The sequence below is a fragment of the Streptomyces sp. CB02056 genome (assembly GCF_001905545.1).
In the GTDB taxonomy this organism is placed as follows: domain Bacteria; phylum Actinomycetota; class Actinomycetes; order Streptomycetales; family Streptomycetaceae; genus Kitasatospora.
On sequence record NZ_LIPD01000008.1, the window covers coordinates 65,267 to 84,872 of the forward strand.

Sequence of the window (19,606 nt, forward strand, 5' to 3'; positions counted from 1 at the left end):
TCTTCGAACGACGGGACCGTCACAGCTCGCCCATCGGGACGCGGACACCGCGCTCGGCGGCGACCTCGGTGGCCCGGTCGTAGCCGGCGTCCACGTGCCGGATGACGCCCATGCCCGGGTCGTTGGTGAGCACCCGGCGGATCTTCTCCCCGGCCAGCGCGGTACCGTCGGCGACGGTGACCTGGCCGGCGTGGATCGAGCGGCCGATGCCGACGCCGCCGCCGTGGTGGATGGAGACCCAGGAGGCGCCGGAGGCGACGTTGACCATGGCGTTGAGCAGCGGCCAGTCGGCGATCGCGTCGGAGCCGTCCAGCATCGCCTCGGTCTCCCGGTACGGGGAGGCCACCGAGCCGCAGTCCAGGTGGTCGCGGCCGATCACGATCGGGGCGGACAGCTCACCGGAGGCGACCATGTCGTTGAAGCGCTCGCCGGCCTTGTCGCGCTCGCCGTAGCCGAGCCAGCAGATGCGCGCCGGCAGGCCCTGGAAGTGCACCTTCTCCTGGGCCAGCTTGATCCAGCGGGCCAGCGACTCGTTCTCCGGGAAGAGGTCGAGGACGGCCTTGTCGGTCTTGTGGATGTCCTGCGGGTCCCCGGACAGCGCCGCCCAGCGGAACGGGCCCTTGCCCTCGCAGAACAGCGGGCGGATGTACGCCGGGACGAAGCCGGGGAAGGCGAACGCGCGGTCGTACCCGGCCAGTTGGGCCTCGCCGCGGATCGAGTTGCCGTAGTCGAAGACCTCGGCGCCGCGGTCCAGGAAGCCGACCATCGCCTCGACGTGCGCGGCCATCGACTCGCGGGCGCGCTGGGTGAACTCGGCGGGCTTGGCGGCGGCGTAGTCCGCCATGTCCTCGAAGGCGACGCCGACCGGCAGGTAGGCCAGCGGGTCGTGGGCGCTGGTCTGGTCGGTGACGATGTCGATCGGCGCGTCCATCGCGAGCAGCTGCGGGACCAGCTCGGCGGCGTTGCCCAGCACGCCGATGGAGAGCGGCTGCTTCTTGTCGCGGGCGGCGGTGGCCAGCTCCAGCGCGTGGGAGAGGTCCTTGGCCTCGACGTCCAGGTAGCGGTGCTCGATCCGGCGGGCGATCCGGGACGGGTCGCAGTCGATACAGATCGCCACGCCGCCGTTCATGGTGACGGCCAGCGGCTGGGCGCCGCCCATCCCGCCGAGGCCGGCGGTGAGGGTGATGGTGCCCTCCAGCGAGCCGTTGTAGCGCTTGCCGGCGACGGCCGCGAAGGTCTCGTAGGTGCCCTGGAGGATGCCCTGGGTGCCGATGTAGATCCACGAGCCGGCGGTCATCTGCCCGTACATGGTGAGCCCGAGGCTCTCCAGCCGGCGGAACTCCTCCCAGTTGGCCCAGTCGCCGACCAGGTTGGAGTTGGCGATCAGCACCCGCGGCGCCCACTCGTGGGTCTGCATCACGCCGACCGGCCGCCCGGACTGGACCAGCATGGTCTCGTCCTGCTTCAGCCCCTCCAGCGTCCGCACCATGGCGTCGAAGGACCGCCAGTCCCGCGCCGCCTTGCCCGTCCCGCCGTACACCACCAGCTTCGACGGGTGCTCGGCCACCTCCGGGTCGAGGTTGTTCATCAGCATCCGCAGGGCGGCCTCCTGCTGCCACCCCTGCGCCGTCAGCCCCGTCCCCCGCGCCGCGCGCACCTCTCGCGGCCCGCTCGCCTGCTGCTGCACCATAGTCACGGCCTCCCTGCGGATGGATTCATTCAAGCTACGTTCGATTGAATATAACTAAACAGCCAGCTTTCGACCAGACCCCGAAGGCATCCGATCAGCCCCGGCACCGGCCCACTTGGCGCGCTAGCCTGAACCCGGCGGACACCAGCCACTCGGCCCAGCACCAGAGAGCGGAGGACACGATGACGGCCATCACCGTGCGGCCCGGCAGACTCCGGGATGCGGCGGAGGAGATCGAGGAGAGCACGGGACTTCGCGTCCAGATCATCGGAGGAACCCTGGTGATGTCCCCGACCCCTCGCGGCAAGCACGCGGGAACCGTCCGACGGCTGCGCATCCAGCTGGACCCCCGGCTGCCCGCCGACCTGGGCGCCTACGAGGTGTCGTCCATCTACATGCCGGGCAACGACGAGGACTACGCCACGCCCGACCTGATCGTCCTCCCCGTCGACTGGGAGAACGACGACCGGTGGCTCGCCGACCCCCACGAGGCGGCCCTCGTCGTCGAGGTGATCTCCAACTCGGAGGGCGTGAAGGCCGTCTCCACCAAGACGGACTGGTACGCGAGCGCCGGCGCCCCGGCCCTGCTCGCACTCGACCCTCGCAACGGCACCTGGGCGCTCCACACCCACCCCCGCGACGGGGCGTACCAGGGCATCCTGCTCGGCAAGTACGGCGAGCCCGTCCCGCTGCCCGCACCGCTGCCCGCCGAGCTGGACACCTCCGGCCTTCCGCTGTACGCGCCGCGCGCCTGAGTCACGCCGCGGCGTCGCCGCCGTCCCAGTCGATGCCGATCTCGGCGAGCCAGCGGCGGTCGTCGGCGTCGGGGGTGGGCGGGGAGGGCGGGCGGGGGATGTTCTGGACGGGGCCGAGGCCGTACTTCTCGGCGGCCGCGGCGGCGCGGGCGTCGGGTTCGATGACGCCGACGTGGACGGCGGACTCGTCGCCCGGGTCGAGGACGGTCAGTTCGGGTTCGGGCAGGCGCCGCAGGGTGACGCGGCGTCCGCAGGTGGGGCAGGACCATTCGTCGGCACCCGAGGAGAGGCGGGCGACGAACTTCATCTCGTGGATCACGCGCATGGGCGGCACCCCCTGCAGGGGGGATGCCCGGGTTCGTGGCGGCTACTCCCCCGCCGCCGCGGGCCGCGGTTATTCCAGGAAGAGTCCGCGCGCCGCCGCCGACTGCTCGATCGCCTCCAACCGGGCCTCCGCGCCCGGGAGTTCGTCGCACATGGACTGCAGCAGCACCCGGCCGAGCATCATCGGCGCGCACGCGGTGTCGAAGACCAGCCCGGTGCCGACGGCGGCCGGCAGCATCAGGTCGGACAGCTTGGCGACCGGCGCGAAGGCGCTGTCGGCGACGGTGAGCACCGTCAGCCCGCACTCGCGGGCCACCGTCAGCGCGTCCATCAGCTCCCGCGGGTAGCGCGGCAGGGCGAAGCAGAGCAGCGCGCTGGCACCGGCCGCCCGGGCCTGCTCCAGCCGGTCGGCGAGCATGCTGCCGCCCTCGTCCAGCAGCCGGATGTCCGGGTGCACCTTGGACGCGAAGTAGGCGAAGCCGCGCGCCTGCGCCGAGGCGGCCCGCAGGCCGAGCACCGGCAGCGGGCGGGAGGCGGCGAGCAGCCGGGCGGCCCGGATGATCGGCTCCGGGTCGGCGAGGAGTTCGGCGAGGTGGCGCAGGTGGGCGATCTCGGCGAGGACGGCCTGCTGGTGCTCGTTGCGCACCGCGTCGTCCGGGGTCTCCGGCGCGGCCGGTTCGCCGCCGCCGAGTTCGCGCAGCTGTTTGCGCAGCGCCGGGTAGCCGTCGTAGCCGAGCGCGACCGCGAAGCGGGTGACGGACGGCTGGCTGACGCCCGCGAGTTCGGCGACCTCCACGCTGGACAGGAACGGCGCCTCGGTGGCGTGCCGCACCAGCGAGTGGGCGATCCGGCGCTGGGTCGGCGTCAGCCGGTGCCCCTCGAAGAGCTGGAGCAGCCGGGCGGAGGGGCCGACGCTGCCGGCCTCGTCGGTGGCGGTCATCAGCGGTACCTCCGGGTGCGTGCGGTTCGGACGACGACTGTGCAGGAGCGGGCGGCGCCTGGCAAAGACGTCTCGTACGGCGGGACGTCCGGTGGGACGCCCCGCGGGTCGGACGGCCCGGCGGTGGTCCGGGCCGGGTGGGCCGGGGTCGGACAGACCTGAGCCGGGGTCGGACAGACCCGGGCCGGGGTCGGACAAACCCGGGCCGGGGCGGGGCAACCCTGATTTCTCCCTGAGCCCGCCCGGATTCCTCCCGCGAACGGATGGACCGGACGCCCCCGCGGCCCCACTCTGGTCCTATGGACACTCGTCAGGACGAACTGCGGCGCGACCTCGACGCCACCCTCCAGGCCCGCAAGGAGCTCGGCAAGGAGTACGAGGACGAACTCGTCGACTCCTTCATGAGGCGGCTCGACGCCCGTCTGGACGCCCGGGTCGAGCGCTCGGTGGCCAAGCGGCTGGACGACGAGCCGCGCTCCGAGCACCGGGGCCACCCCCGCCGTTCGGGCTTCGGCAAGCGCTCCAACACCGGGCTCGCGGTGACCTCGCTGGTCATCGGCGTCCCGCTGACGGCGATCGCGGGCAGTCCGGAGAGCGGCGGCTTCGCCGGCCTCGTGGTCTGCTGGGCGGGCATCGTCGGGGTCAACCTGGCCGCTGCCCTGGGCGAGCTGCGCAACCGCGGGGGCCGCGGGGAGCGCTCGCCGCGGAGCGACGACTGGGACTGAGTCCCCGTCACCCCGCGGCGGCGCCATCGGCCCGGTCGGACGGACGTCAGGCCAGCGGACCGGTGACCCGCTCGACCGCGCGCACCAGCTCGCCGGAGGCGACCAGTTCGGCGGCGGCCTCCAGGTCCGGCGAGAGGAAGCGGTCGCGGCCGGCACCGCCGACCCCCGCCTCGCGGGCGGCGGCCAGCGCGGCCGCGGTGGCCGGGGCGAGCCCGCCGGCGCCGTCGGCCTGCCGGCGGATCTCCAACGCGCGGGCGGAGGCGGTCAGTTCGACGGCCAGGATGCGGCCGAGGTTGGCCACCGCCTGGCGCAGCTTGCGCGCGGCCGACCAGCCCATCGACACGTGGTCCTCCTGCATCGCGGAGGACGGGATCGAGTCGACCGAGGCCGGGACGGCGAGCCGCTTGTTCTCGCTGACCAGCGCCGCCTGGGTGTACTGGGCGATCATCAGGCCGGAGTCCACGCCCGGGTCGTCGGCCAGGAAGGCCGGCAGGCCGTGCGAGCGGGCCTTGTCGAGCAGCCGGTCGGTGCGGCGCTCGGAGATCGAGCCGAGGTCGGCGGCGGCGATGGCGAGGAAGTCCAGCACGTACGCGACCGGGGCGCCGTGGAAGTTGCCGTTGGACTCCACCCGGCCGTCCGGCAGCACCACCGGGTTGTCGACCGAGGCGGCCAGCTCGCGCGCGGCGACCAGCTGGGCGTGCGCCAGGGTGTCCCGGCCGGCGCCGGCCACCTGCGGGGCGCAGCGGATCGAGTAGGCGTCCTGGACCCGCGGGGCGTCGTCCTGGTGGTGGCCGGTGAGGCCGGAGTCCTTGAGGACGGCGAGCATGTTGGCGGCGCTCAGCGCCTGGCCCGGGTGCGGGCGGATCGGGGCGTGCAGCTCGGGGGCGAGCACCTTGTCGGTGCCGAGCAGCGCCTCCAGGCTCATCGCGGCGGTGATGTCGGCGGTGGTGAACAGCCGCTGGAGGTCGGCGATGGCCATCACCAGCATGCCGAGCATGCCGTCGGTGCCGTTGATGAGGGCGAGGCCCTCCTTCTCCAGCAGCTCGACGGGCTCGATGCCGGCGGCGGCGAGCAGCTCGGCGGCGGGCTTCTCCACGCCGTCCGGGCCGGTGGCGGTGCCCTCGCCCATCAGGACCAGCGCGCAGTGCGAGAGCGGCGCGAGGTCGCCGGAGCAGCCGAGCGAGCCGAACTCCCGCACCACCGGGGTGATGCCCGCGTTGAGCAGGGCGGCCATGGTCTGCGCGACCAGCGGCCGGACGCCGGTACGGCCGGAGGCCAGCGTCTTCATCCGCAGGAACACCAGCGCGCGGACCACCTCGCGCTCGACCGCCGGCCCCATGCCGGCGGCGTGCGAGCGCACCAGCGACCGCTGCAGCTGGGCGCGCAGCTCGGGGCTGATGTGGCGCACGGCGAGCGCGCCGAAGCCGGTCGACACGCCGTAGACGGGGCGCGGCTCGGCCGCGAGGGCGTCGATCCGCGCACGGGCGGCCGCCATCTCGGCCAGCGCGTCGGGACCGATCTCGACCCGGGCGTTCCCCCGGGCGACGGCCAGGACGTCCTCGGCACCGACGTCGGCCTTGCCGACCAGGACCAGCGGAGCGTCGGGGGCCACAGCACTGTGCATATCCATATACACCATCTCATCAGGTGAATGAAGATATGACAACAGGTGCTCGCCATCCGGATTCTCCGCCCTCCGGATCGGCGCCGCACACCGCGGCCCCCGACCGCCCCCCGCATCACGGCACGGGCGGCGTCACGACACGCGCAGCTCGGCCTCGATCAGGTCCGCGGCCCGGGTGGTGCCGCCCTCGGCCCGGCCGGCGGCGGACAGCTCGGCCAGCCGCTCGGCCACCGCCGGGTCGCCGGTCAGCTCCAGCAGGGCGGCGCGCAGCGCCTCCGCGGTGGCCTGCTCGGTGTCCAGCCGGCGGGCGACGCCGAGGCCGACCAGGGCGTCCGCGTTGGCGAACTGGTCGGCGGCCTGCGGCACCGCGATCATCGGCACGGCGTGGAACAGCCCCTCGCTGGAGCCGCCCATGCCCGCGTGGGTGACGAAGGCGTCCGCCTGGGAGAGCACCGACAGCTGGGGCACCCACCGGTGCACCTCGACGGTGTCCGGCACCTCGCCGAGCTCGGCCAGGTCGGTGTGCTTGCCGACCTGGAGCACGGTGTGCCAGCCCGGCAGGTCGCCGAAGGCCTCCACGCAGGCCCGGTAGAAGGCGGGCTGGTGGGTGAAGGCCGAGCCGAGCGAGACCAGCAGCACCTTCTCGGCGCCGGCCGGCCGCTGCCACTCGCCCTGGTGGGCGCGGTCGCCGAAACAGGGCCCGACGAAGCTGATCCGCTGCTCGTCGACCCGGTCGACGTTGGGCTGGAGGGCGCGTGGGACGAGCGCGACGCACCGCTCGGGGCGGTTCTTGAAGCCCTCCACGTCGCGCTGCACCGCGCCCGCCTCGACCAGCCAGTCGGCGTACCGGCGGTAGTGCTCGGGGCCGCCCGGGCCGTTGCGCATCGGCTCGAACATCGCCGCGAGGTCCTCCTCGAAGCCCTCCCAGCCGACGAAGGCGGGCGACAGCTGCACCACCGGCACGCCCAGCCGCTCGCCGAGCGCCCGCCCGGCGAAGCCGCCGATGTCGTAGAGCACCAGGTCGGGGCGGTCGTCCTCGAAGGCCTCCAGCAGGACGGGCCACATCGACAGCGTGTCGTCCAGGAACAGCTCCTGGATCGCCACCAGGTCCGACGGCCAGCCGGCCGGGTCGTCGGTGAGCGGCAGCTTGGTCGGGTACGGGACGAAGGTCGCGCCGGTGGACTCGACGACCTCCCGGAAGGAGGGGTCGTTGACGTAGCTGACCCGGTGGCCCCGGGCGACCAGCTCGGTGATCACCGCGAGACTGGGATTGACATGCCCATGAGCGGGAATGGAGACCATCAGGATGTGTGCAGGGGGGCGGTTCACGGGCACCTCCGGGGAACGGGGGATGAGACGAGACGATCCGTCTCGCGATGGCATGGGAAGACAATACGTCTCGTCTCGTTGTTTCGCATAGAATTTTTTCCATGGCCTCCAGAACAGCTCCCGACCCCGCCCGACGCAGCGAGCGCGCGCACGCCGCCGTCCTCGCCGCCACCACCGAACTCGTCGCCGAGATCGGCTACGGCAGGCTGACCATCGAGGCGATCGCCGCCCGGGCCGGCGTCGGCAAGCAGACCATCTACCGGTGGTGGCCCTCCAAGGGCGCCGTGGTCTTCGACGCCTTCCTCGCCGCCGGCGAGCACGAGGGCGGCATCGCGCTCCCCGACACCGGCGACCTCGCCGCCGACCTCCGCGCCGTCCTGCGCCCCACCAGCGACGAGCTGGCCGACCCGGACACCGACCGCACCTACCGGGCGATCATGGCGGAGATCCTCAACGACCCGGCACTGCAGGCCGAGCACCGCACCCGCCTGCTGGACCCCCTGCTGGCCGTCACCCGCGACCGCCTCCGCAGCGCCCGCGAGGCCGGCCAGATCGCCCCCGACACCGACCTCGACCTGGCCGTCGAAATCGTCTACGGCCCGCTCTACTACCGCTGGCAGTACCGGCTCGGCCCGCTCACCCACGAGCACGCCGACCGCCTGGTCGACGCCGCCCTGCGGGCCCTCAACCCGCCGTCCGCCGACCGCGGTTCCGGCGCCTGAACCAGCGGACGGCCACCACCGCGGCCGGTCCCTCAGACCACCGGCGGCGAGGCCGGCCCCGCCAGGGCGACCGAGACCAGGGCGCGCATGGCGGAGGCGGCCTGCCCCAGCGGCAGCGTCGCGTCGTCGGCGAAGAGCTCCACCAGCCAGCCGCCGGCCGGGTTCTGGCCGCCCGCGGCCACCATGCCCCGGTACCCGGAGACGACGAGCATGGCCTCCTCCGCCGGGTCGTTGCCGGCCGCGCCCGCCCGCAGCGCGAAGGAGCCGCCGCGGACGGCGCGGCGGGTCATCGGGTAGTGCCGGAGGTCGAAGACCGCGTCGGGGGCCTCGATCTGGGCCCGCTGGGTCTCCGCGCGGACGCTGCTGGGGCCGCTGGTCATCCGGTAGACGGCGTGCTGGGCGGTGCGCATGAGGTGGGAGCCGGGCGGGACGTACGAGACCCACCAGCCGACGGCGTCCAGCAGCCGGGCGGAGGCCTCGGCGACGACGACCAGCTTGCCGAGGGTGTCCGCGGGGTGGACGGCCCGGGCCGTGGCGGCCTGGTCGAGGGAGGCGAGCACGGCGGTGAGCAGCTGCCCCGGGTCGGCGCTGTGGGCGGCGCCGCGGAACCGCCGCCGGTCGCCCGCCCCGGCCCGGCCGTTCGGCCCGCGCCGCCCGTCCGCCCGGTGGTGCGGGTCGGCGGCGTCGGCGAGCAGCACGGTGGGGTCGGGCGAGAAGCCGGGGCCGTGGCTGCGCCCGGCGACGACGGGGTGGGCGGCCCGGGCGGCCTTGGCCCGGTACTGGGCGGCGTCGGCGAGCCGGAACAGCCGGTCGGGGGTGGTGACGGGCCCGATCGAGTCCCCGGTGGAGGCGACCCCGCAGGCCACGCCCTCGCCCTCGGAGAGCGCGAGCGCCCGGGCGCACAGCTCCTCGGCGACGGAGACCACCTCGTCGGCCTTCTGCCCCTCCACGAGCAGGCAGAACTCGTCGCCGCCGAGCCGGGCGGCGAGGCTGCCGGGGAGCTTGGCGGCGGCCAGCGAGAGCTGGTGGGCGAACCGCTCCAGCAGCCGGTCGCCCATCTCGTGGCCGAGCTGGTCGTTGACCCGCTTCAGCCCGTTGACGTCGCAGACCACCAGGGAGACCACGGTGTTGTCCCGGTTGTGCGCCTCCAGCGCGCTCTCCAGCCGGGCGTCGACGGCGCGCCGGTTGGCCAGGCCGGTGAGCGGGTCGGAGAAGGCGAGCCTGCGCAGGTCGGCGAGGCGCTCGGTCTGCGCCAGCCCGGCGGAGACCTGGGCGGCGAGCAGGGTCGCGTAGTCGGCGTCGGCCTCGGTGAACTCGGGCATCCCGGCCGACCGGGCGAGGTACAGCTCGCCCCAGGCCTGGCCGTGCAGCACGACCGGCGCGACCACGCAGCAGGCCCGCCCGCGCCGGCGCAGCGCCGCGGCGCGCTCCTGGCAGTACGCGCCGGCCGTCGGGTGGGCGTGCCCGGCGTGCTGCACGCTGTTCTCGGCGCTCTGCAGCCAGGCGCGCGGCAGCCGCCCGGTGGTCCAGCGCTCCTCCAGGTACGTGACGATCTCGGGGAAGTCGGCGACCGGGTACGACTCGTCCTCGGGCAGCTCCTCCTCGCCCGGGGCGAGGTCGCCGTGGTTGACCAGCACCCGCAGCCGGCCGGACTCGCGGTCCCAGACGGAGACGGCGGCCATGGTGGCGCCGAGCGCCTCGGTGGCCCGGGCGGCGGCGGCCCGGACGGCCTCCAGCGGGGTGAGCGCGGCGGCCATGTCCTGGGCCAGCTCGACCACGGACTGCAGTCTCAGGTCGGGCAGCGGGTCGGAGTGCCGCGAGCCGCCGCAGTCGCAGTCGCGGTCCGTCATGATCGCCTCGCTGCTCACCGGCTCGCCTCGCTCCCTGTGCTCGGTCCTGCCGGACCCCCGTCGGCCGGCCGCACCCGACCGGCCGCTTGCACCAAGACTAGGGCGGTTTCGTTCGCTTATGCCCCGTTTGCCCGGGCGGACCCGCAGCAGAACGTACGGGTTTCAACCGTTCAGCACCCGCAACCGCCCGTCCGCCGTGGGGAAGCGTGCCCACGAACGCCGTCACCGCATGCGTCTGCCCGCGCACGGCCGAAGCGCGCGTCCCCGTACGTCCACCGGATGCGTCTTCCCCGCACGGGCCCGCCGTACGCGCGCCACCCGCGTACGGCCACCACCCGCCTACGGCCACCGCCGCGTACGGCCCCGCGTGCGGGCGCTACTCGGCCTTCAGCCGCCGGGTGAGCAGCCACGGCTCGACCAGGCCGAGCCCCCGCACCGGCCGCCGCCACATCGGCTGCAGGTGGAACCGCGCCCCGGCGTCCGGTCCCGGGATCGGCAGCCCGGAGGCGGGCATCCCGGCCGCGGCCGACAGTGCCTCGGCCAGGCCGGGCCCCTCCGCGTCGGCCGGGGCGACGCTGCCGTTCTGCTCCAGCGCGGCGGCGAACTCGCCGTCGATCAGCACCGCGTCCTTGGGCGCGATCGAGGTGAGCCGGCTCGCCAGGTTGACGGTGGTGCCGAAGACGTCGCCCATCCGCGAGGTGACCGTGCCGAAGGCCATGCCGACCCGCAGCGGCGGGATGGTGTCGTCCCCGGCCAGCGCCTCGATCAGGCTCAGCGCGATCTCGGCGGCGGTCGCCGGGTCCTCGGAGACGTAGAGGATCTCGTCGCCGAGCGTCTTGATCACCCGGCCGCCCTGGCCGGCGATCAGGTCCGAGCAGGTGTTCTCGAAGGTCTCGACCAGCTCGCCGAGCTCCTCCTCCTCCAGCCGCCGGGACAGCCGGGTGAAGCCGACCAGGTCGGCGAAGCCGACGGCGAGCCGCCCGCTGGTGATCTCGTGGTCCTCGGCGGCCTGCACCACCCGGCCGGTGACGGCCGCCAGCTGGCGCCGCCAGACGTACACCAGGAACTGCTCCAGCTCCGGCAGCAGCAGCTCGACCAGCGGGTACGCGACGTCGGCGCGGGTCAGCCCGGGCTCGACGGCCTGGGTGAGGTTCTCCAGGAAGGTGTCCATCTGCCAGCCGGCCAGCCGGGCCGTGGTCTGGCCGGTGGAGCGGGCCACCTGGATCGCCATCGACTCGCTGAGCAGCCCGGACTCGACCAGGCCGGCCAGCCGCCGCAGCGCGATCACGTCGCCGTCGGTGAGCGCCCGGGACTGCCCGATGTCCGGGAAGCCCATGGCGCGCCAGAAGCGGGTGGCCAGCTCCATCGGGACGTCGGCGGCGCGCGCGGCCTGGTACGGGGTGTAGCGGCGCGGCGCGTCCAGGATCAGGCGCTCCAGTTCGAGCGCGACCGTGGGGTCGTTGCTGCCCGCCGTCGCGCCGCTGCTGCCGTCCTCTGCCACCGGTCCGTCCCCGTGCGATCGCCGCACTCGCCTCGTGTCCTACCTGTCCGGGCGCGCACTCCGCCACCCGGGCGGGCAGTGGCGCGCCTCACACCGCTGCCAGGTGGAATGTTCGCACGGAATCGTCGGATCCGGGGCATCAGCCCGGGTCAAGGAGAGGTGAAGAGTGCCGTTCAGCGGGGCTCGGGGCGTACGTGGACGACGTCGCCCGCGCCGACCGCCCGGCGTACGCCGTCGGGTGTGCGGACCACCAGCCGCCCGTCGCCGTCCACCGCGACGGCCTCGCCGACCAGCTCGCGGTCGCCCGGCAGGTGCACCTTCACCTGGCGGCCGAGCGTGGTGCAGCGGTCCACGTAGGCGCGCAGCAGGTCGCTGGCGTGCGGGTCGCCCGCGGCGGCCGTCCACTCCCGGTACAGCTCGGCGAGTTCGCGCAGCAGGGCGCGCAGCAGGGTGCCCCGGTCGGTGGTCGTGGCGCCGGCCAGCGCGAGCGAGGCCGCGGTGGGGACGGGCAGCTCCTCCGCGCGCAGCGAGACGTTGAGGCCCATGCCGACCACCACCGCGCCGCCGGCCAGCTCGGTGAGGACGCCGCCGAGCTTGCGCTCCGCGCCGTCGATCTCCGTCTGGAGGTCGTTGGGCCACTTCAGCCCGACCTCGACCCCGGCGACCCGGCCCAGCGTGCTGGCCGCGGCCACCCCGACCAGGATCGGCAGCCAGCCGTACCGCTCGACCGGCACCTCCTCGGGGCGCAGCAGCAGGGACAGGAACAGCCCGGAGCGGGGCGGGGCGGTCCACCGCCGGTCCAGCCGGCCGCGGGCGGCGCTCTGCGCCTCGGCCACCAGCACCGCGCCCTGCCCGGCGCCCGCCGCGGCCCGGGCGGCGAGGTCGCTGTTGGTGGAGCCGGTCTCGGCGACGACGTCCAGGGAGGTCCACAGGCCGCCCGGGACGAGCAGGTCGCGGCGCAGCGCCTCCTCGTCCAGCGGCGGACGGTCCAGGTCGGTCCAGGGCGACGGTCCGGCGTGGCCGAAGCCGCGCAGTCCGCTGCGGCGGGGGGTCTCGGGTGCGGTCATGGGAAAACCCTAGAGCGGGTCCGGGACGTAGGCCGCCCCATCGTCCCGCAGAACACCCGTCAACAGAACTGTGTCGATGGTCATGACGCCGGGACGTGCCGGACAGCCCTCCGCGCTGGCTACGCTACCCAGCGGTAGTTCGTAGCGCCGCCCTGCCCTCATGCGCGGGCCCACCACCCGGCCCCGCGCGCACTCGAAACAGGTCGCGGCCATGGATCAGGGAGAGCCACCGGATGACCGAGGCGCCGTACGACCCCCACACCACCGCCGGCAAGCTCGCCGACCTGCGGCGCAGGCTGGACGAGGCGGTGCACTCCGGCTCGTCCAAGGCCGTGGAGAAGCAGCACGCCAAGGGCAAGCTGACCGCCCGCGAACGGGTCGTGGAACTGCTGGACGAGGACTCCTTCGTGGAGTTCGACGAGTTCGCCCGGCACCGCTCGACCAACTTCGGCCAGGAGAGGAACCGGCCGTACGGCGACGGCGTGGTGACCGGCTACGGCACCGTGGACGGCCGCCAGGTCGCCGTGTTCGCCCAGGACTTCACCGTCTTCGGCGGCTCGCTCGGCGAGGTCTTCGGCGAGAAGATCGTCAAGGTGATGGACTTCGCGCTGAAGACCGGCTGCCCGGTCATCGGCATCAACGACTCCGGCGGCGCCCGGATCCAGGAGGGCGTGGTCTCGCTCGGCCTGTACGGCGAGATCTTCCGCCGCAACGTGCACGCCTCCGGCGTCATCCCGCAGATCTCGCTGATCATGGGCCCCTGCGCGGGCGGCGCGGTGTACTCCCCCGCGATCACCGACTTCGTGGTGATGGCCGACCGGACCTCGCACATGTTCATCACCGGCCCCGACGTGATCAAGACCGTCACCGGCGAGGACGTCGCGATGGAGGAGCTGGGCGGCGCGCGCACCCACAACACCAAGTCGGGCAACGCCCACTACCTGGCCGCGGACGAGAAGGAGGCGATCGAGTACGTCAAGAGCCTGCTCTCGTACCTGCCCTCCAACAACCTGAGCGACCCGCCGTCCTACCCCGAGCAGGCCGACCTCACCGTCACAGCGCAGGACCTCGAACTCGACACCATCGTGCCGGACTCGGCGAACCAGCCGTACGACATGCGCAAGGTGATCGAGCACATCGTCGACGACGGCGAGTTCCTGGAGACCCAGCCGCTGTTCGCGGGCAACATCATCACCGGCTTCGGCCGGGTCGAGGGCCAGTCCGTCGGCATCGTCGGCAGCCAGCCGATGGACCTGGCCGGCTGCCTGGACATCAACGCCAGCGAGAAGGCCGCCCGCTTCATCCGCACCTGCGACTCCTTCAACGTCCCGGTGCTGACCTTCGTGGACGTGCCCGGCTTCCTGCCCGGCACCGAGCAGGAGTGGGACGGCATCATCCGGCGCGGCGCCAAGCTGATCTACGCCTACGCCGAGGCCACCGTCCCGCTGATCACCGTGATCACCCGCAAGGCCTTCGGCGGCGCCTACGACGTCATGGGCTCCAAGCACCTGGGCGCCGACCTCAACCTGGCCTGGCCGACCGCGCAGATCGCCGTGATGGGCGCGCAGGGCGCGGTCAACATCCTGCACCGCCGGGAGATCGCCGAGGCCGAGGCGGCCGGCACCGCCGAGGAGAAGCGGGCCGAGCTGATCGCCTCGTACGAGGAAACCCTGCTGAACCCCTACCTGGCCGCCGAACGCGGCTACGTGGACGCGGTGATCGCGCCGAGCGAGACCCGCCGGCACATCGTCCGCGGCCTGCGGGCGCTGCGCGGCAAGCGTGAGGTGCTGCCGCCGAAGAAGCACGGCAACATCCCCCTGTAGGCCCCGTCCCTGTCGGGAGAGAACCAGCCATGTCGATCCACGTGCTGCACGGGCAGCCGACCCCCGAGGAGCTGGCCACCGTCCTGGCGGTGGTCCAGGCCCGGGCCGCCGCCGCACAGGCCGCCGCCGAGGCGGCCCGCAGGGCCGGCGCCGGCCCGGACTCCCCCTGGGGCGACCGCGCCCGCCGGCTCCGTCTCGCCGCCCGTCCGGGCCCGAACGCCTGGCGGACCTCGGGCTGGGCGCACTGAACTGCGCGGCGTGGAGGGGGAGGACGGCCCCGCCGCCCTCCCCCTCCGTGCCGTACCGGGCGCCCGGCGCCCGCTTTGCCCGAAACCTGAGTACGGATACTCAGGCGCCCGCACCCCCGCGCGGCGCACTCTGGACGGGTGCTCTGGTCAGACCCCCGTGACGAGCCCTCGCCCGAGGCCCGTCGGATGCAGGAGCGGATGCAGCGGGCCGGCAAGGTGCTCGCCGCCCTCGTGCTGGTCGGCGCCGTGCTGATCATGATCTCCCGCTCCTTCACCTGAGCCGTTCACCCGAACGGCGGACACCGGCACCCCCTACGCTGGTGGACATGACCGACCAGCGCCCCCTCGTCCTCGCCTCCGCCTCCCCCGCCCGCCTCGGGCTGCTGCGCCAGGCGGGCCTCGACCCGCGCGTGGTGGTCAGCGGCGTCGACGAGGACGCGATCACCGCCGCCACCCCCGCCGAGCTCGCCCTCGTCCTGGCCGAGGCCAAGGCGAAGGCCGTCGCCGCCGAACTCGCCGACGGCGAGCTGGTGATCGGCTGCGACTCCGTCCTGGAACTGGACGGCCGGGCCCTCGGCAAGCCCGCCGACGCCACCGAGGCGCTGGCCCGCTGGCAGTCGATGCGCGGGCGTTCCGGCGTGCTGCGCACCGGCCACTGCGTGATCGACACCGCGACCGGCCGGCAGTCCTCGGCCACCGCCTCCACCACCGTCCGCTTCGGCACCCCGGACGACGCCGAGATCGCCGCGTACGTGGCCTCCGGCGAACCGCTGTACGTGGCCGGGGCGTTCACCCTGGACGGCCGCTCCGCGCCCTTCATCGACGGCATCGACGGCGACCCGGGCAACGTCATCGGCCTCTCCCTGCCGCTGCTGCGCCGGCTGCTCGCCGACCTCGACGTGCGCATCACGGATCTGTGGGCGAACTGACCTCCCGAACACCGCGGCGGTGCCCCTAAGCTGACCGGCGTTCGAACGGGGGGAGGGGACGCGGCAGATGACCGACAGCGTGCTCAACGTGGTGCTCGGCCTGGTGGCCAGCGCGATCAGCGCCGGCCTCGGCTGGCTCGCCCAGGCGCTGCGGCGGCGCCGCAGGGTCGAACGGGTGCGGGCGTTCTTCGGACTGCCGGGCGGCAGCGAGTGCCTGATCGTGGTGCCGCGCAGCATCGGGACGGGCTCGCACGCCCACACCGTGACCCGGCGCGACGCGTACGCGCTGATGTGGCTGGCCGGGCTGGTCGAGGAGTGCGGGGCGCGGCCCGAGCTGGTGGCCCACGACGCCGCGCACCGCGGCCTGGGCGCCAAGACCGAGCTGTGCCTGGGCGGTCCGGTCAGCAACGAGCGGATGGCCGCCCATCTCGCCTGGGGCCTGCCGGGCGTGCTGATCACCTCGGGGCCGGGCCCGGGCAGCAACGTCCTCGTGGTGGGCGAGCGGGACTTCACCGCCGGCCCGGACGAGACGCACGTCCTGCTCGCCCGGATCGCCACCCCGGACGGCGGCCGCCCGGTGTTCCTGGTCTCCGGCCAGACCGGCACCGCCAACCAGGCCGGGGTGCGCTACCTGGTCGCGCACCACCGCGAACTCGCCCGGAGGCACGGGCAGGACGGCACCTTCGCGCTCGTCCTGCGGGTGGTCAACCCGGAGGCGTACGGGCCGGACATGGTCGAGGTGGCGGCCGACGTGACGGCCGAGGCGCTGCGGCGGCCCGCCGCCCGCTCCGGCACCGCTTGAGCGGCCCGCGCGAGACTGTGGCCCATGCCACCCTCCCGCCGCGCCGCGGGCCGGTCACCCGCTGTGGCCCCCGCCGATCCGGGCGGACCGGCGCCGACCTGCGACGTCGTCCACGGGGCCGCCCGCGGGCCCGGAAAACCCATCACCGAGCGTGTGGGATAGTTCACAACCCGGGGCTACTCGCCGGTACTGCCCAGGAATCCATAAACTCAACGAGGTTCAAGAAGGGAGCCACAGTGCGCAAGGTGCTCATCGCCAACCGCGGGGAAATCGCTGTCCGCGTCGCCCGTGCCTGCTCGGACGCCGGTATCGCCAGCGTCGCCGTCTACGCCGAGCCGGACCGGGATGCGCTGCACGTCCGCGCGGCCGACGAGGCTTACGCGCTGGGCGGTGACACCCCCGCTACCAGCTACCTGGACATCGCCAAGGTCCTCAAGGCGGCCGCCGACTCCGGTGCGGACGCCGTCCACCCCGGCTACGGGTTCCTGTCGGAGAACGCCGACTTCGCCCAGGCCGTCCTCGACGCGGGTCTGATCTGGATCGGCCCGCCGCCGCAGGCCATCCGCGACCTCGGCGACAAGGTGACCGCCCGGCACGTCGCCCAGCGGGCCGGTGCCCCGCTGGTGGCCGGCACGCCGGACCCGGTCTCGGGCGCCGACGAGGTCGTCGTCTTTGCCCGGGAGCACGGCCTGCCGGTCGCCATCAAGGCGGCCTTCGGCGGCGGCGGACGCGGCCTCAAGGTCGCCCGCACGCTGGAGGAGATCCCCGAGCTGTACGAGTCCGCGGTGCGCGAGGCCGTCGCCGCCTTCGGCCGCGGCGAGTGCTTCGTCGAGCGCTACCTGGACAACCCGCGGCACGTGGAGACCCAGTGCCTGGCCGACAAGCACGGCAACGTGGTGGTCGTCTCCACCCGTGACTGCTCGCTCCAGCGCCGCCACCAGAAGCTGGTCGAGGAGGCGCCCGCGCCGTTCCTGACCGCCGAGCAGAACGCCGAGCTGTACCGGGCGTCCAAGGCCATCCTGAAGGAGGCCGGCTACGAGGGCGCCGGGACCTGCGAGTTCCTGGTCGCGCTGGACGGCACGATCTCCTTCCTGGAGGTCAACACCCGTCTCCAGGTGGAGCACCCGGTCACCGAGGAGGTCACCGGCCTCGACCTGGTCCGCGAGATGTTCCGGATCGCCGACGGCGAGGAGCTCGGCTACGGCGACCCCGAGGTGCGCGGCCACTCCTTCGAGTTCCGCATCAACGGCGAGGACCCGGGCCGGAACTTCCTGCCCGCGCCCGGCACCGTGACGCTGTTCGCCCCGCCGTCCGGCCCGGGCGTGCGCCTGGACTCGGGCGTGGAGACCGGCTCGGTCATCGGCCCGGCCTGGGACTCGCTGCTGGCCAAGCTGGTCGTCAGCGGCCGCGACCGCAAGCAGGCCCTGGAGCGGGCCCGCCGCGCGCTGGCCGAGTTCAAGGTGGAGGGCATGGCCACCGCCATCCCGTTCCACCGGGCGGTCGTCACCGACCCGGCGTTCGCGCCCGAGGTGCACGGCGGCGACGGGCCGTTCACGGTCTTCACCCGGTGGATCGAGACCGAGTTCGACAACACCATCCCGCCGTTCGCCGGCGCGGCTGGTGACGGCGAGGAGGCCGAGACCCGGGAGACCGTGGTGGTCGAGGTCGGCGGCAAGCGGATCGAGGTCTCGCTGCCGTCCTCGCTGGGCGTCACGGCGGCCCCGGCGGCCGGTGCCGCGGGCTCCGCCAAGGCCAAGCGCCGGGTGGGCGCCAAGAAGGCCGGCTCGGCCGTCAGCGGCGACACCCTGGCCTCGCCGATGCAGGGCACCATCGTCAAGGTCGCCGTGGAGGAGGGCCAGGTCGTCGCCGAGGGCGAGCTGATCGTGGTCCTGGAGGCGATGAAGATGGAGCAGCCGCTGAACGCCCACAAGGCGGGCACCGTCACCGGCCTCAAGGCCGAGGTCGGCGCGAGCGTCAGCAGCGGCGCCGCGCTCTGCGAGATCAAGGACTGACACCGTCCCTGACCCCGGACCGGTCCGTACGCCCCTCGGGGGTGTGCGGACCGGTCCCGTTTCCGCGGACCGTACGGGCTCAGCGCCCGCGCGGCAGGCCCAGTTCGGCCAGCCTGGCCGGCATGCCGCCCGGGGCGACGGGCCCGCCGTGCGCGCCGGGGCGGCGCTGGCCGGGCAGCGGGGCGCCGCCGGGGGGCGGGCCGCCGCGGCGGGCCATCGGGCCGGGCTGGGGCTGGTGCATCGGGCCGCTGCCGGTGCCGTGCACCGGGGCGTCACCGCCCGGTCCGGCGCCCAGCGGGGCCAGGTCGACCTGCACCCCGCAGTCGGCGAGCGCGTCCAGCTCGCGGACGGTGCTGTCGTCCGCGGTGGCCTGCTCGTCGGTGACCAGGCGGGTGATGGTCTCGGTGGCGACGGTCTGGAACATGCCGGCCGCGCCGAGCTTGGTGTGGTCGGCGAGGACGATCACCTCGGCGGCCGCCAGCACCATGGCCCGGTCCACGCTCGCGGACAGCATGTTCGCCGTCGACAGCCCGCGCTCGGCCGTCAGACCGCTGCCGGAGATGAAGGCCTTGTTGACCCTCAACCCCTGCAGGGACTGCTCCGCGCCGCTGCCCACCAGCGCGTAGTTGGAGCCGCGCAGGGTGCCGCCGGTCATCACCACCTCGACCCGGTTGGCGTGCGCCAGGGCCTGGGCGACCAGCAGCGAGTTGGTGACCACCGTCAGCCCGGGCACCCGGGCCAGCCGGCGGGCCAGCTCCTGGGTGGTGGTGCCGGCGCCGACCACCACCGCGTCCCCCTCCTCCACCAGGCCGGCGGCGAAGTCCGCGATGGCGCTCTTCTCCGCCGCGGACAGGTGGGTCTTCTGCGGGTATCCGGGTTCGCGGCTGAAGCCGCCGGGGAGCACCGCGCCGCCGTGCCGGCGGTCGAGGAGCCCTTCTGCCTCCAGCGCCCGCACGTCACGGCGCACGGTCACTTCGGAGGTCTGGACGACGCGGGCCAACTCCCGGAGCGAGACGGCTCCGTTGGCGCGCACCATTTCGAGGATCAACTGGCGACGTTCTGCTGCAAACACAGAACCGACGGTAACCTGCGTGACCGTCTGCTTTCAGGCGTTTGCAGCTAGTAGCGGGAATTGCTCACGCACGAGCGGCGCGTGACCGTAGAATACGCGCCGTCAATGGCCCGGAACTGCGCCCGCCGTCCGGGTGACGGCCATGCCCGCGCGAAGGGCGGTCGCCGATCGGCAACCGCCCTCAACTGTGCGC

At 73.9% G+C, this 19,606-nt stretch carries 17 protein-coding genes and 1 pseudogene; 9 read left to right on the forward strand and 9 right to left on the reverse strand.

The genetic code is table 11. The features are described 5' to 3' along the window. Window positions 1–19 precede the first annotated feature (19 nt). Window positions 20–1,690 carry a urocanate hydratase gene (hutU, locus tag AMK13_RS22565; RefSeq protein WP_049650036.1) on the reverse strand — a complete coding sequence of 557 codons (1,671 nt, stop codon included), beginning with the start codon at window positions 1,688–1,690 and terminating at the stop codon, window positions 20–22. Between the two features lie 182 nt (window positions 1,691–1,872). Between hutU and AMK13_RS22570 the strand changes: the two genes are divergently transcribed. Then, the gene (locus AMK13_RS22570; RefSeq protein ID WP_074003891.1) at window positions 1,873–2,445 is read left to right on the forward strand and encodes a Uma2 family endonuclease; all 573 of its coding nucleotides are present in this window, start codon (window positions 1,873–1,875) and stop codon (window positions 2,443–2,445) included. A 1-nt stretch (window position 2,446) separates the two neighbouring features. On the opposite strand, the gene AMK13_RS22575 is transcribed toward AMK13_RS22570, so the two are convergent. Beyond that, window positions 2,447–2,770 (reverse strand): hypothetical protein, encoded by a 324-nt coding sequence (locus AMK13_RS22575; protein ID WP_074003892.1) that lies wholly within the window; start codon window positions 2,768–2,770, stop codon window positions 2,447–2,449. Window positions 2,771–2,839: 69 nt separating this feature from the next. Further along, window positions 2,840–3,709 carry a MurR/RpiR family transcriptional regulator gene (locus tag AMK13_RS22580; RefSeq protein WP_074003893.1) on the reverse strand — a complete coding sequence of 290 codons (870 nt, stop codon included), beginning with the start codon at window positions 3,707–3,709 and terminating at the stop codon, window positions 2,840–2,842. A 299-nt stretch (window positions 3,710–4,008) separates the two neighbouring features. Here AMK13_RS22580 and AMK13_RS22585 point away from each other — a divergent pair, with 299 nt between their 5' ends. Next, the gene (locus AMK13_RS22585; protein ID WP_049650040.1) at window positions 4,009–4,434 is read left to right on the forward strand and encodes a hypothetical protein; all 426 of its coding nucleotides are present in this window, start codon (window positions 4,009–4,011) and stop codon (window positions 4,432–4,434) included. 46 nt (window positions 4,435–4,480) lie between these two features. Here the strand turns inward: AMK13_RS22585 and hutH are convergent, their stop codons facing one another. Further along, on the reverse strand, window positions 4,481–6,058 hold the full coding sequence (gene hutH / locus AMK13_RS22590; RefSeq protein WP_107418822.1) for a histidine ammonia-lyase: 1,578 nt from the start codon (window positions 6,056–6,058) through the stop codon (window positions 4,481–4,483). A 132-nt stretch (window positions 6,059–6,190) separates the two neighbouring features. After that, on the reverse strand, window positions 6,191–7,360 hold the full coding sequence (locus AMK13_RS22595; RefSeq protein WP_074003895.1) for a macrolide family glycosyltransferase: 1,170 nt from the start codon (window positions 7,358–7,360) through the stop codon (window positions 6,191–6,193). Between the two features lie 128 nt (window positions 7,361–7,488). On the opposite strand from AMK13_RS22595, the gene AMK13_RS22600 reads away from it, so the two are divergent. Further along, complete coding sequence (locus tag AMK13_RS22600; RefSeq protein ID WP_074003896.1) at window positions 7,489–8,109, forward strand: TetR/AcrR family transcriptional regulator; 621 nt, start codon at window positions 7,489–7,491, stop codon at window positions 8,107–8,109. Between the two features lie 623 nt (window positions 8,110–8,732). Here AMK13_RS22600 and AMK13_RS45040 read toward each other — a convergent pair. The 3 genes and pseudogenes from AMK13_RS45040 to AMK13_RS22615 form a co-directional block, all read right to left on the reverse strand. Then, window positions 8,733–9,866, reverse strand: a pseudogene (locus tag AMK13_RS45040) (diguanylate cyclase domain-containing protein); the annotation flags it as partial. Window positions 9,867–10,335: 469 nt separating this feature from the next. Beyond that, the gene (locus AMK13_RS22610; RefSeq protein WP_049655773.1) at window positions 10,336–11,460 is read right to left on the reverse strand and encodes an adenylate/guanylate cyclase domain-containing protein; all 1,125 of its coding nucleotides are present in this window, start codon (window positions 11,458–11,460) and stop codon (window positions 10,336–10,338) included. 173 nt (window positions 11,461–11,633) lie between these two features. After that, complete coding sequence (locus AMK13_RS22615) at window positions 11,634–12,527, reverse strand: biotin--[acetyl-CoA-carboxylase] ligase (RefSeq protein WP_074003897.1); 894 nt, start codon at window positions 12,525–12,527, stop codon at window positions 11,634–11,636. A gap of 233 nt (window positions 12,528–12,760) precedes the next feature. On the opposite strand from AMK13_RS22615, the gene AMK13_RS22620 reads away from it, so the two are divergent. The 6 genes from AMK13_RS22620 (at window position 12,761) to AMK13_RS22640 (ending at window position 18,341) form a co-directional block, all read left to right on the forward strand. After that, entirely contained in the window at window positions 12,761–14,350 is a 1,590-nt protein-coding gene (locus AMK13_RS22620; protein WP_049655771.1) for an acyl-CoA carboxylase subunit beta, read from the forward strand. A gap of 29 nt (window positions 14,351–14,379) precedes the next feature. Beyond that, window positions 14,380–14,598 carry an acyl-CoA carboxylase epsilon subunit gene (locus tag AMK13_RS22625; RefSeq protein ID WP_049655770.1) on the forward strand — a complete coding sequence of 73 codons (219 nt, stop codon included), beginning with the start codon at window positions 14,380–14,382 and terminating at the stop codon, window positions 14,596–14,598. 138 nt (window positions 14,599–14,736) lie between these two features. Further along, a complete protein-coding gene (gene mmpB, locus AMK13_RS44175; protein WP_181970605.1) occupies window positions 14,737–14,877 on the forward strand; it encodes a morphogenic membrane protein MmpB in 141 nt (46 codons plus the stop codon). A gap of 47 nt (window positions 14,878–14,924) precedes the next feature. Further along, on the forward strand, window positions 14,925–15,527 hold the full coding sequence (locus AMK13_RS22630; RefSeq protein ID WP_074003898.1) for a nucleoside triphosphate pyrophosphatase: 603 nt from the start codon (window positions 14,925–14,927) through the stop codon (window positions 15,525–15,527). A 67-nt stretch (window positions 15,528–15,594) separates the two neighbouring features. Further along, entirely contained in the window at window positions 15,595–16,329 is a 735-nt protein-coding gene (locus AMK13_RS22635) for a hypothetical protein (RefSeq protein ID WP_074003899.1), read from the forward strand. Window positions 16,330–16,565: 236 nt separating this feature from the next. Then, a complete protein-coding gene (locus tag AMK13_RS22640) occupies window positions 16,566–18,341 on the forward strand; it encodes an acetyl/propionyl/methylcrotonyl-CoA carboxylase subunit alpha (RefSeq protein WP_049655764.1) in 1,776 nt (591 codons plus the stop codon). A 79-nt stretch (window positions 18,342–18,420) separates the two neighbouring features. On the opposite strand, the gene AMK13_RS22645 is transcribed toward AMK13_RS22640, so the two are convergent. Next, window positions 18,421–19,377, reverse strand: a complete 957-nt coding sequence (locus tag AMK13_RS22645; protein ID WP_241853005.1) for a DeoR/GlpR family DNA-binding transcription regulator — start codon at window positions 19,375–19,377, stop codon at window positions 18,421–18,423. Window positions 19,378–19,606: the final 229 nt, after the last annotated feature.

Bases quoted from the DNA above. Each gene is read 5' to 3' on its own strand.
- hutU (WP_049650036.1), bottom strand. From the start codon at position 1,690: ATGGTGCAGCAGCAGGCGAGCGGGCCGCGAGAGGTGCGCGCGGCGCGG.
- AMK13_RS22570 (WP_074003891.1), top strand. From the start codon at position 1,873: ATGACGGCCATCACCGTGCGGCCCGGCAGACTCCGGGATGCGGCGGAG.
- AMK13_RS22575 (WP_074003892.1), bottom strand. From the start codon at position 2,770: ATGCGCGTGATCCACGAGATGAAGTTCGTCGCCCGCCTCTCCTCGGGT.
- AMK13_RS22580 (WP_074003893.1), bottom strand. From the start codon at position 3,709: ATGACCGCCACCGACGAGGCCGGCAGCGTCGGCCCCTCCGCCCGGCTG.
- AMK13_RS22585 (WP_049650040.1), top strand. From the start codon at position 4,009: ATGGACACTCGTCAGGACGAACTGCGGCGCGACCTCGACGCCACCCTC.
- hutH (WP_107418822.1), bottom strand. From the start codon at position 6,058: ATGCACAGTGCTGTGGCCCCCGACGCTCCGCTGGTCCTGGTCGGCAAG.
- AMK13_RS22595 (WP_074003895.1), bottom strand. From the start codon at position 7,360: ATGGTCTCCATTCCCGCTCATGGGCATGTCAATCCCAGTCTCGCGGTG.
- AMK13_RS22600 (WP_074003896.1), top strand. From the start codon at position 7,489: ATGGCCTCCAGAACAGCTCCCGACCCCGCCCGACGCAGCGAGCGCGCG.
- AMK13_RS22615 (WP_074003897.1), bottom strand. From the start codon at position 12,527: ATGACCGCACCCGAGACCCCCCGCCGCAGCGGACTGCGCGGCTTCGGC.
- AMK13_RS22620 (WP_049655771.1), top strand. From the start codon at position 12,761: ATGACCGAGGCGCCGTACGACCCCCACACCACCGCCGGCAAGCTCGCC.
- AMK13_RS22625 (WP_049655770.1), top strand. From the start codon at position 14,380: ATGTCGATCCACGTGCTGCACGGGCAGCCGACCCCCGAGGAGCTGGCC.
- AMK13_RS22630 (WP_074003898.1), top strand. From the start codon at position 14,925: ATGACCGACCAGCGCCCCCTCGTCCTCGCCTCCGCCTCCCCCGCCCGC.
- AMK13_RS22635 (WP_074003899.1), top strand. From the start codon at position 15,595: ATGACCGACAGCGTGCTCAACGTGGTGCTCGGCCTGGTGGCCAGCGCG.
- AMK13_RS22645 (WP_241853005.1), bottom strand. From the start codon at position 19,377: ATGGTGCGCGCCAACGGAGCCGTCTCGCTCCGGGAGTTGGCCCGCGTC.